This is a genomic window from Crenobacter sp. CS_VA4, assembly GCF_055597485.1.
On the sequence record NZ_JBVMAE010000055.1, the window covers coordinates 1 to 10,304 of the forward strand.

General features: G+C 59.2%; 10 protein-coding genes and 1 pseudogene. 3 read left to right on the plus strand and 8 right to left on the minus strand.

The annotated features are described in order from the left end of the window. Positions 1-221: 221 nt before the first annotated feature. From ACZ2IA_RS22335 to ACZ2IA_RS22360, 6 genes are read right to left on the minus strand one after another with little or no spacing between them, the layout of a single operon-like run. Complete coding sequence (locus ACZ2IA_RS22335) at positions 222-890, minus strand: HAD family hydrolase (RefSeq protein WP_470294792.1); 669 nt, start codon at positions 888-890, stop codon at positions 222-224. Beyond that, positions 891-1,904 (minus strand): ABC transporter ATP-binding protein, encoded by a 1,014-nt coding sequence (locus tag ACZ2IA_RS22340; protein WP_470294793.1) that lies wholly within the window; start codon positions 1,902-1,904, stop codon positions 891-893. A gap of 12 nt (positions 1,905-1,916) precedes the next feature. Continuing rightward, on the minus strand, positions 1,917-2,693 hold the full coding sequence (locus ACZ2IA_RS22345) for an ABC transporter permease (RefSeq protein ID WP_470294794.1): 777 nt from the start codon (positions 2,691-2,693) through the stop codon (positions 1,917-1,919). Beyond that, entirely contained in the window at positions 2,683-3,573 is an 891-nt protein-coding gene (locus ACZ2IA_RS22350) for an ABC transporter permease (RefSeq protein ID WP_470294795.1), read from the minus strand. The genes ACZ2IA_RS22345 and ACZ2IA_RS22350 overlap by 11 nt, the downstream gene beginning before the upstream one ends. Further along, positions 3,573-4,379, minus strand: coding sequence for an alkaline phosphatase family protein (locus ACZ2IA_RS22355; protein ID WP_470294796.1), 807 nt, complete (start codon positions 4,377-4,379; stop codon positions 3,573-3,575). The genes ACZ2IA_RS22350 and ACZ2IA_RS22355 overlap by 1 nt, the downstream gene beginning before the upstream one ends. Positions 4,380-4,386: 7 nt before the next feature. Next, positions 4,387-5,436: an ABC transporter substrate-binding protein gene (locus tag ACZ2IA_RS22360; RefSeq protein ID WP_470294797.1), complete on the minus strand. Its 1,050-nt coding sequence runs from the start codon at positions 5,434-5,436 to the stop codon at positions 4,387-4,389. A 226-nt stretch (positions 5,437-5,662) separates the two neighbouring features. On the opposite strand from ACZ2IA_RS22360, the gene ACZ2IA_RS22365 reads away from it, so the two are divergent. The 3 genes from ACZ2IA_RS22365 to ACZ2IA_RS22375 are packed head-to-tail and all read left to right on the plus strand — an operon-like array spanning position 5,663 to position 7,877. Beyond that, positions 5,663-6,409, plus strand: a complete 747-nt coding sequence (locus tag ACZ2IA_RS22365) for a UTRA domain-containing protein (RefSeq protein ID WP_470294798.1) — start codon at positions 5,663-5,665, stop codon at positions 6,407-6,409. Positions 6,410-6,439: 30 nt separating this feature from the next. Then, entirely contained in the window at positions 6,440-6,751 is a 312-nt protein-coding gene (locus ACZ2IA_RS22370) for a DMT family transporter (RefSeq protein WP_470294799.1), read from the plus strand. Between the two features lie 37 nt (positions 6,752-6,788). Next, positions 6,789-7,877, plus strand: coding sequence for a sugar phosphate isomerase/epimerase family protein (locus ACZ2IA_RS22375; RefSeq protein ID WP_470294800.1), 1,089 nt, complete (start codon positions 6,789-6,791; stop codon positions 7,875-7,877). Between the two features lie 411 nt (positions 7,878-8,288). Here the strand turns inward: ACZ2IA_RS22375 and ACZ2IA_RS22380 are convergent, their stop codons facing one another. Beyond that, the gene (locus ACZ2IA_RS22380; protein WP_470294801.1) at positions 8,289-9,731 is read right to left on the minus strand and encodes an IS1182 family transposase; all 1,443 of its coding nucleotides are present in this window, start codon (positions 9,729-9,731) and stop codon (positions 8,289-8,291) included. 393 nt (positions 9,732-10,124) lie between these two features. Continuing rightward, a pseudogene (locus ACZ2IA_RS22385) lies at positions 10,125-10,304 on the minus strand (TetR/AcrR family transcriptional regulator); the annotation flags it as partial.

Here is a 10,304-nt window from a genome sequence, read left to right on the forward strand (position 1 = left end):
CTTCGTTGCCCTCAAGATCGGCACCCTGCAACGGTCCGTGCCAACCGGGTCGGGCTTCGTTTTTACACAGCCTGGGCTAGAAGCGGTCATCGGTAGCGATATCGCAAATGTCTCCTCCTGGCCGATTTGAAGGCCTGACGAGATCCCGAAGTCAAGCCACGCATTCCATAAAGCTCAAACCCTCTGGAATGCGGGCTGAGCAATTTTTGATGCGTTTCGCCTTAAGCCAATAACGGTTCACGCCGCCAAGCGAGTTCGGTCCATCCTCGGCGGTGGGTTTCAGCGCGTAGGGTAGCATCCGGGTTAACCGCGTGTGGGTGCTCTACTGCCTCCAGCAGCGGGATGTCGTTGAGAGAGTCGCTGTAGCCATGACTGCCAGCTAACGTCTCTCCCTGTTGCTCCAGCCATGCTTGCAATCGGGTGATCTTGCCTTCTCGATAACTCAGTACGCCATGGGTTTTACCGGTGTAGGCGCCTTCCTCCATTTCCAGCAGAATTCCGATGGAGTCTCTCACTCCTAGCCGCTGAGCAATCGGCCTGACTAGATGCTCACCGGTGGCCGAGATGATCAGCAGGCGGTCCTCCCGCTGACGATGCAGTTCAATCTGGCGCAGAGCCTGCGGGAAGATGCGAGGCAGGATCACCTCCTCGATAAACTGGTTAACCCAGTGTTCCACCTCGGCGTGCGTCAGACCGAACAAGGGCGTGAGGGTGTAGGCCATGTAGTCCTCCATGGCCAGCTGCCCGGCGTAGTAAGCGCGCAACATTTCGGCCTCACGAGGCAGCATAGCGGCCGGAGCCAGCCCATGCGCTACTTGGTAGTTCAACCATAGGCTGGAGCTGTCGCCGTCGACCAGCGTGTCGTCCATGTCAAAAATCGCCAGGGCCATTTAGTGCACCTCGCGCATTTGCTGGCGGTCGATCAACACCGCTATTTGGGCGCCGGTAGGCAGCAGATCATCGGCGCTGCGATTGAGATGGTCGATCAGCAAGGTGGTCCCCTGGGCTTCTACGTGATAGCGAATGATGTTGCCGAGCAATTGGTGCTGGCGGATGGTCGCGGCCACTGGCGCGAAATGGGCTGGGTAGCTACGGCCGGGTTCGCTCAGCTGGATGGATTCCGGACGAATCGCCAAGTGCCCCTTCAAATCAAGACCCAATAGCTGCTTGGCCTCGGTCGGAGCCAGCAGGTTGTAACTGCCCATGAAGCGCGCCACAAACTCGGTGGCCGGTTGGGTATAGACGGTCTCGGCAGAGCCTTCTTGCACGATGCGGCCCTGGTTCATCACAAAGATACGGTCCGACAGCGTGAGCGCCTCTTCCTGGTCGTGGGTGACAAACACCGTGGTCAGGCCAAGCCGGCTCTGGATATCGCGGATCTCCTCGCGCAGGCTGCGGCGGATGCGAGCATCGAGCGCCGACAGCGGCTCATCCAGCAGTAGAATCCGCGGCTCCACCACCAGCGCCCGAGCGAGAGCCACGCGTTGGCGCTGGCCGCCCGACAGCTCATGCGGATAATGGTGTTCCTTGTTGGATAGCTCGACCTGCCGGATCACCTCCGCCAGGCGCCGGGCCATTTCCTCAGCCGGGCACTTCAGCATCTTCAAGCCGAAGGCAATGTTCTCGGCCACGGTCATGTTGGGGAACAGTGCGTAGTGCTGGAACACCATGCCGATACCGCGCTTTTGCGGGGCAAGATGGGTGATGTCTTGGCCATCGACCCGAATCTGGCCTTGGTCCGCCTCGGTCAAGCCGGCCAGACAGCGCAGCAGGGTAGATTTGCCGCAGCCGCTTGGGCCGAGCAGGGTCACGAACTCGCCCTTCTTGAGGCCGAGCTGGATGTCTTCAAAGACGGTCGTGGTGCCGTATCGTTTGCTAAGGCCGGAAATTTCAACGTAATACATATGGCATCCTAATTAGTCCTGCCGGCCAAGCCGGGTGGCAAACCAGGTCAGTACGAGGGTAAACAGGAAATAGCTCATGACCACGGCACTGGTGAAATGGCCACTGGCGTTATGCATGTTGTAGAGATACACCTGCAGGGTTTCGTAGCGCGAGCCCACCAAGAGGTTGGCGAATACGAACTCACCCAACAAAAAGGAAAACGACAGAAACAGCGACGCCATCAAGCCCTTGCGCAAATTCGGCAGAATCACGCTCAGGAAAGCACGCGGCGTACTAGCGCCCAGCAGATAGGCGGCATCCATCAGATCACGCACGTTGAGCGCGAGCAGGCTGTTGGCCAGCGCGCGGTACATAAAGGGCAAAGCGATGGTGAAGTAACAGCCGACCAGAATCCATGGCGTGCCCACCAGCGGCAGCGGTCCGCCGGCGAACACTTGCAGCAGCCCTACTGACGCCACTACTGGCGGCATGGCGAATGGCAGCAGGATGATGATGTTCATCCAGCGGTCCAGCCATGGGAAGCGATAAAACACTACGAACGCAGCCGGGATGATGATGACGGTACTCAACAGTAGCGTACCTACACATACCAGCAAGGAATGCGCAAACGCGGTCAAAAATCTTGCGTCCTGCCACAGTTGCCAATACCACGCCAGAGTGAAGCCGTCGGGCAAGATGGAGGCCTCCCAGCGCTGAGTCAGTGAATAGAGCAGCGTGGCCACTATCGGCAGCGCCAGCAGCAGGATCAACAGGGTGACCACCAAATGGTGGTAGCGGTCAGCGCGCATGGTAGCTCCTCTTGAGCAGCCACTGGTTCACCGCGGCAACGAGCGCGAGCAACGCCACCAGCAATACCGATAACGCCGCGGCCAAGTCAGGTTCCAGGTAGACGTTGCCGGACACCAGGCTGGCGATGCGCACAGTGACTAAGTTGAAATTGCCGGAGGTCAAGGCAAAGGCCGTGGCGTAGGCGCCCATCGCATTGGCCAACAGCAGAATGAACGTACCCAGCAGGGCCGGCGCCAGCACAGGCAGACCCACGTGTCGCCAGTAAGCCCAGTGGTTCGCTCCCAGCAGTGCGGCGGCCTCTTGCCAGTGGTCGTCTAGCGCATCGAGCGCCGGATACAGCAGCAACAGCCCGAGCGGTAGTTGAAAGTAGGTGTAGAGCAGGATCAGTCCGCTACGTGAATACAGGTGGAAGTCATCCAGCCAGCCCCATTGCCGGAACAGCAGGGTGAGCGCGCCGTTGGTGCCGACGATGATGATGAAGGCAAAGGCCAGCGGCACCCCGGACAGATTGCTGGTCATGTTGATGAACGCGACCACCAGGTTCTTCAGACGGCTTTCCACCCGGCGCAGCGAGGCGGCGCCGGCAAGGGTAATCAGTAACCCGACCACGCTGGAGTAGAGCGAGATGCGCAGGCTGTTGTCGAACGCCTGCAGATAAAACGGCGACCCTAGGACTTCCTTGAAGTGCTCCAGAGTCAGGCCCTCATCGCCCTGGATGCTGTGCGCCACCACCCAGCCCATTGGGACGAGGCAAAACAACAGTAGCATCACAAACAAAGGCGCCAGCAGCAGTGCCGCTCGCCAGTGCCGCAGGCGTGACGGACGAGCCGTCACTGCCCCTGCCGGCACGGGCAGTGACGAAGAAAGAGTGGTTTTCATTAAGCAAGCAACTCCGAATTGCGCTGCTTGTTGTGAGACAGCCCAAGCAGGTCGGCCACGATGCCGCATAGTTCGGTTTGCCGCACCGGCGCCTCGTGGCAATGGCTGAAACGGTTGCCCAGCAGAAATAGCGGCACCTGGCGTTCTTCGGGCAACAGCCCGCCGTGGGTGCGATCATTGTTCATGCCATGATCGCTGGTCACTAGCACCTGATAGCCTTCGGCCAGCCAATGCGGCAGATAGGCGGACAACAACTTGTCGAAGCGGCGCCCGGCATTGCGGTACTGCGAGCTATCCAGGCCGTAGCGGTGGCCGGCATCATCCACGTTCATCGGGTGGATCAACAGGAAGTCCGGGTCGTGCCGGCGGCGCAGCGATTCGGCGTCTACCAGCAGGTGATCGTCCGGGTAATCGTCGCAGTGATAGAACACGCCGTGCTGGATCGGCAACGTGGCATCGTCGGTAAAGCGGTCACGCACCGCGTCATACGGGGCGCGGTTATAAAGTTCGCTGACCCAGTGGTAAGCCGCGGCGGCGGTCTTGCGGCCGCCAGTGCGCGCCAGACTGAAAATACTCTCCTGGCTGGTCAAGCGAACCACGTCGTTGTGCACGATGCCGCTTTCCACGGGCGGAACGCCGGTCAGGATGCATTCATAAAGTGGGCGTGACAGCGAAGGCAGGGCGCACTCCAGGCGGTAGAGGCTGGCCAAGCCAGCTTCACGCAACCCTTGCAGGTAGCCCATGCCATCATGGGCCACCTGCCACGCCAGGCCATCGATCACTACCAAAATGACCTTGCTGTGCATTTCAACCTCACTGCATGTTGACCATAACTTGCTCTTGCCACTGACGCGGCAATTGCTTGGTGGACGCTTCCCATGCGGCAAAATCTTGGATCGGCTTGGCGGCACGGTACTGCGCTGCCGGTAGCAACTTAGCCGCTACGTCGTTCGGGAGTTTTACCGAAGTGCGAATCGGGCGGGCATAACCACGCGCCAGGTTGACCTGGCCTTCATCGCTGAAGATGTACTCGCGCGCCAGCTTGGCCGCGTTCGGATGCTTGGCGTACTTATTGATAACGGTGGAGTAACCGGCGATCACCGAACCATCCTGCGGGATCACTACGCTGAAGCGGGTGCGGTCGATCTTGTCGCGATAAGCAAGGGCATTAAAGTCCCACTGAATACCTACTTCCACTTCGCCTTTTTCCAGGTTGGCGATGCTGGGTTCGTTCAGCGATAGGCGGCCTTGCTTGGCGAGCTTGCCAAAGAATTCCAGGCCCGGCTTCAGGTTCTTTTCGTTTCCCCCCATAGCCAGAGCCGCCGCCAGCACGGCGCTGTTGGCGCGTGCCGACGTGCCTACGTCACCCAGCGCCACCTTGTACTTGCCCTTGAGCAAGTCGCTCCAGGTCTTGGGCGTATCCTTCACCAGCTTGTTGTTGACGATGAAGGCGATGGTGCCGGTATATGCCACCGCCCAATGCCCATCCTTGTCTTTGGCCCAGGCCGGAATCTGGTTCCAAGTCGACGGCTTGTATGGTTGGGTTACCCCCTTTTGCACTGCCACCGGGGCAAACGCGTAGCCTACGTCACCGATATCGCCGGTGGCGTTATTCTTCTCGGCGTCGAACTTGGCGATTTCCTCGGCCGAGCTCAGGTCGGTATCCAGGTGCTTCAAACCATACTTCTGCGTCAGCTGGCTCCAAGTGTCTTTCCAGTTGGCCCAGTCGTCGGGCATGCCCAGGCTGTTAACGGCGCCTTCTTTCTTGGCTGCGCTGATCAAGCTGTTCAGGTCTTGGGCTACGACCTGGGTGACGGTAAAGCTCAGGGTTCCGGCAACGATGCCAGCCATCAATTTGTTCATGCTTCCCACCATCTGGACTAGTCAAAAAAAGCAGGGCCGATCATAGGGATGGTTTGTGGCAATATCGTGGCAGTTATGTTGCATTCACGTGTATTTCTGATTGGCACGTGGTTTTTCTTGCCAATAAAGGTCCCCAACACTCGGTTTGAGCAGGTTCATACGGCTGTAATCCGCATTTGTTAAAAAGCCAGTCATACAAAAACAAAGCTGGACTAGTCCTGGAACAATGAACGACCGCTCTCCCACTCAGATCACCCATATCCGCCAATCGCTGGAAAGCCAGATAGAAAGCGGTTTGCTCTCCCCCGGAATGAAACTGCCCTCCGAACGCGAGCTGAGCGAGCTTTTTTCCACCACCCGCATCACCCTCAAGGATGCATTGCTGGCGCTGGAAGCCGAGGGGCGCATCTACCGTGAAGAACGCCGCGGCTGGTTTGTGGCCTATCCGCGCCTTGTCTACAACCCGCTCTATCGAACGTATTTCCAAAAGATGGTGACGCGACAAAGGCGTCAGGTAGAAACCAAGGTGGTGGCGACCAGCCAAATCATGGCCAGCCCGGCGCTGTGCAAGGAAATGGAGCTTTCCGCCTTAAGCCGGCTATACCAGATCTGCCGGTTGCGTTACTTGGATGGCCGTGCCGTTTCGTATGTTGAGCATTTCCTCAAGCCGGAGCGCTTCCCCAACATCCTGGAACGGGACCTGTCGCAGTCACTCACCCTGATGTACGAGAAACACTACGACATCCACTTTTCCCGTTCGCGTTTCGACATCTACCCTTCGGCAGCTCGCGGCGAGGTCGCCCAGCGCCTGAGCGTGACCGCGGGCAGCCCGATCTTAGTAATTACCCGAGTGAACTATGACCAGCATGGCGCACTGATCGACTGCGACCATGAATACTGGCGCCACGATGCGGTGCGCATCTCGGTGGATAGCCAGATGGAACAACCCTGGGGTGAGGAAGGCGAAGCATGAACGCCAAAGTGGATAAGCCGGGGAAACGACATGGCCTGGATTAGCCTGCTGATCGCAGGGGTCTTTGAGGCAGTGTGGGCTATCGGCCTCAAGCGCAGTAACGGCTTTAGCGTACTCATTCCATCACTTTGCACCATTGGCGCGATGGGGATGAGTATCTGGCTGCTGGGGGTGGCAATGCGTGAAATCCCGATTGGGGTAGCCTATGCCGTTTGGACTGCCATCGGCACTCTACTGGTGTTCGTGTTTGGCGCCCTGTCGGGTCAGCAACCCATGAGCCTGCTGCAAGCCACCTGTGTACTTGGCCTCGTCGTCTGCGGTCTTGGGTTGAAATTCGGCTAGTGCCCGGTCACTGCCCTAACTTGAAAGTATGCTGCTCATGCAAGACATCCAGGATCGATTCAACTCTCTGTTGAGCCACAACGTAGGCGGCCAGGAACAATGGCCGGTTCCCGAACTCACGCCTGCCATCGCCGCAAAGCTGTTGGAACGGCTCGACAGCCTACGCCTGTTCGGCCACGCCTATCCCTTTCTGATCAATCTGACCTACGGTCAGTACCGGCCGATCGAACTGCTCGATTTCGCTTGGCGCCATGGACTGGACGGCGTTTGTATTCATTTATTGGATGGGGAAGAACGCAGCCTCAGCCGGATGAGTGACGATGAACTGCGTACGGTCGCCCGTCGGGCCGATGAGTTGGGGCTGACGATCCATCTGGAGATCAGCAGCACCCAAAAGGCAGACGTGGATCGTGCGGTGGAGATCGCGCGGGTTATGGGGGTACAGAATATACGCGTCTACTCTCGCTACGAGGGGCGGCTTTCCCAAGTGATGGGGCTGATCGAGACCGACCTACACTACCTGGCGCAACTGGCGGACCGCCACGGCCTCTATTTCGATTTCGAGCAACATGAGGAGCTCAAAAGCGGGGAAATTGCCGAGTTGCTCCTGCGCCTCAATCACCCACGCCTTCACGCCTTGTTCGACTTCGGCAACATGATCAATGCCTGCGAGCAGCCGTTGCAGGCGTTACAGAATCTGGCGCCCCATATTCGGCAGGCGCACATGAAGGGTGTGCGGGTCATTCGTGAAGAACATGGTTTTGGCCATTACGGTGTACTGCAGGGGAGTGCGGACGACGACCTGCCCAGTGCCCGCATGCTGTACGAACTGCTGATGCTGGGCGAGCTGGCCCCACAAGTTATCGCTTTTATCCTGGAGCAGGAAAACCACTACGTCGCCCCCGCATTTCGAATGACCGATGAGGAGAGCGACCCGTATATTCCCTATCGCGCGATGAGCGAAACCCCGTTGCCTCCGGGCTATACCGTTGAGCAGATGATGGCTGAAGAAGAGTGCTGGGCGATCAACCAGATCACTTATGTGCGCGGTGTATTGCAAGACCTCAGGATGTTGGCGGAATGCGCGCTGAAAACGTCCGCTGGCCTAGCTTGTCATTCATGCTGAGGAACTAAGTTCCTCATGCGCTCTTGGTCAATGCTTGCTGTCTGCGAAATGATGAATAAAGCCGCAGCTGCCTAGTCGCTGACGAAGCGGCATGTCAGGCAAGATAATCGTTTGTTCGAGTGATCTGTCAGATTAGCAGGCATAGGTAATCAGAGATCAACTCCAGGTGAACGCCTGGTTTGGCCGAGGAGCCGCCGGTCAGCAGTGACTAGCTGGTCGGCTGCTTCGGGTCCAGGCTGTGTGCAAACCGCTCGCGTGCTGTGGATCGCGATCCGCGTAGGGACGATATAAGCAACATCGCTGTCGAAGCGCCGGACTCGATCCAGCAAGTGTTCAGTGGTCGGTGATGGGTCCTGAGGCGGGTGGGTACGTGACTTAGGCGGTCGTGACGCGAACAAGGACTGGCGCCCCTCAACCCCTTATCGCTGCCATCGCGCCCCCCACGCCGAGCAGCGCGATCAAGCGCTTGAAGTTGTAGGCCAGTACGTGAAGGCTCATCTCCGTGCTCACGCGCGCGAGTGTCTTCGTCAGGAAATGCGTCGACCCCATCCAGGACTTGATCGTGCCGAACGGGTGCTCGACGGTTTGCCGTCGTAGGCGCATTTTCTCGGGTTCGCGATCCAGTCGCTGCTGCATCGCATCGAGCACGGCCTCGTGCTCCCAGCGCTTGACGCGCCGTTCGGTGCCGGTGGTGCAGTGAGGCTTCATCGGGCAAGCCTGACATACCGAACACCAGTAACCGTGCAGCAGCATGCCGTGCTCGATGGTGGAATAGTGCTTGATCAGCCGCTGCCCCGCCGGGCAGCGGAATTCATCGACATCGGCCAGGTAGATGAAGTCCTGCTTGCCGAAGCGACCTTCCGCCTTGCTGCCCGAGGTCAGCGGCTTGGGCACGTAGGCGGTAATGCCGGTCTGCTCACAGGCCAGAATCTCTTCGCCCTTGAAGTAGCCGCGGTCCGCCACGACGGTAAGCTTTTCAATTCCCATGGCGTTACGCGCTTGCTGCGCCATCGTGGACAGCTGGCCGCGATCATTGCCGACATTGGTCACCTCGTGCGCGACGATCAGATGGTGTTTGCTGTCCACCGCCGTTTGCACGTTGTAGCCAACGATGCCGGTGCCACGGCCACTGGTGGCCATGGAGCGCGCATCCGGGTCGGTCAGGGAGACTTGGCCATCCGGCGCGTCGTGCAGCCGGATCTCCATCTCCTTGAGCGCCTGCATCTGCTGCTTCAGGATCACGATCTTGTCCTTGAGCCGGGCCGTCTTGGCTTCAGCGCCCTCGGGCTGGGTGCGATCGGCGGTGTCCATCGCCGCCAGGTAGCGGTCGATGCTTTGCTCGATCTGCGCCATGCGCGCCCGGAGCTTGCCGCTGGTGAAGTTGCGGTCGCGGTTGTTCACCGCCTTGACCTTGAACTTGCTGCCGTCGATGGCCACGATGGCCTGCGAGAACAGATCGAGCTTGCGACACAGGGCCACGAACTGACGACACACGTTGCGGATTGCCGGGCCATTGTCGCGGCGGAAGTCCGCAATGGTCTTGAAATCCGGCGTCAGGTGGCCGGTGAGCCACATGAGCTCGACGTTGCGCTGGCTCTCGCGTTCCAGACGTCGGCTGGACTGGAGGCGGTTGAGGTAGCCATAGAGGTAGATCTTCAGCAGCACCGACGGGTGATACGACGGTCGCCCCGTCGCCGCAGGCACAACGCCGTCGAAGCCAAGGGGGCCCAGCTCGAGCCCTTCGACGAAGACCTCGACGACACGAACCGGATTATCGTCGGCAACGTAGTCATCCAAGCACTTGGGTAGCAAGGTGATCTGCGTTCGATCTTCGCCTTTGATAAAGCGTTTCATGCCGTGGCCCTGCTTACCCTGATGGCATCAGTGTAGCCAGCGATCGCGTTTCCACACAGCCTGGGTCGAAAGCGGACCGAGCGAATTGGGCCTGGGATAGCAGAGGCAGTGTCTAGCTCGCCAGTAATAACCGACCTGAATACTGTTCTTCCTGCCTCGTACATCTGCATGTCGGCCACATGATGCTCGAAGCTGAGGCCAACCCGCGGGTCGACCAGCTGGCAAAACTGCCCAGGCTGGAGGCGGTGGCCTTCATCGGCCAGACCGCGTGCAAGCTGGGGTCATAAGCTGATTCCCGCAGGATCAGGACCTATGCCATGCTCACCACCAGCCCAGCCGATACTCTGGCATTGACGGACAAACTTGTGGCTTGGCAGGGCCTTCAGACCTACATCACGCGCTAGGGACGCTGGCCGCGGCAAGCATCACCTCGGCTACCTGAGGCAGCGCAGCCAGCAGGGGATGTCCGGGCTCATAGGTCTGACTGGCGGCGTAAGCGCCTTCAATCAGCAAAGCCAGGCCATTGGCCAAGGCTTGCGCGTCGCGGGCCCCGACCTGCTTCGCCAATTCCAA

What these genes read in the sequence shown, in the direction of transcription:
- ACZ2IA_RS22360 (WP_470294797.1), bottom strand. Translation starts at nt 5,436, where the DNA reads ATGAACAAATTGATGGCTGGCATCGTTGCCGGAACCCTGAGCTTTACC.
- ACZ2IA_RS22380 (WP_470294801.1), bottom strand. Translation starts at nt 9,731, where the DNA reads ATGAAACGCTTTATCAAAGGCGAAGATCGAACGCAGATCACCTTGCTA.
- ACZ2IA_RS22335 (WP_470294792.1), bottom strand. Translation starts at nt 890, where the DNA reads ATGGCCCTGGCGATTTTTGACATGGACGACACGCTGGTCGACGGCGAC.
- ACZ2IA_RS22350 (WP_470294795.1), bottom strand. Translation starts at nt 3,573, where the DNA reads ATGAAAACCACTCTTTCTTCGTCACTGCCCGTGCCGGCAGGGGCAGTG.
- ACZ2IA_RS22375 (WP_470294800.1), top strand. Translation starts at nt 6,789, where the DNA reads ATGCAAGACATCCAGGATCGATTCAACTCTCTGTTGAGCCACAACGTA.
- ACZ2IA_RS22370 (WP_470294799.1), top strand. Translation starts at nt 6,440, where the DNA reads ATGGCCTGGATTAGCCTGCTGATCGCAGGGGTCTTTGAGGCAGTGTGG.
- ACZ2IA_RS22365 (WP_470294798.1), top strand. Translation starts at nt 5,663, where the DNA reads ATGAACGACCGCTCTCCCACTCAGATCACCCATATCCGCCAATCGCTG.
- ACZ2IA_RS22345 (WP_470294794.1), bottom strand. Translation starts at nt 2,693, where the DNA reads ATGCGCGCTGACCGCTACCACCATTTGGTGGTCACCCTGTTGATCCTG.
- ACZ2IA_RS22340 (WP_470294793.1), bottom strand. Translation starts at nt 1,904, where the DNA reads ATGTATTACGTTGAAATTTCCGGCCTTAGCAAACGATACGGCACCACG.
- ACZ2IA_RS22355 (WP_470294796.1), bottom strand. Translation starts at nt 4,379, where the DNA reads ATGCACAGCAAGGTCATTTTGGTAGTGATCGATGGCCTGGCGTGGCAG.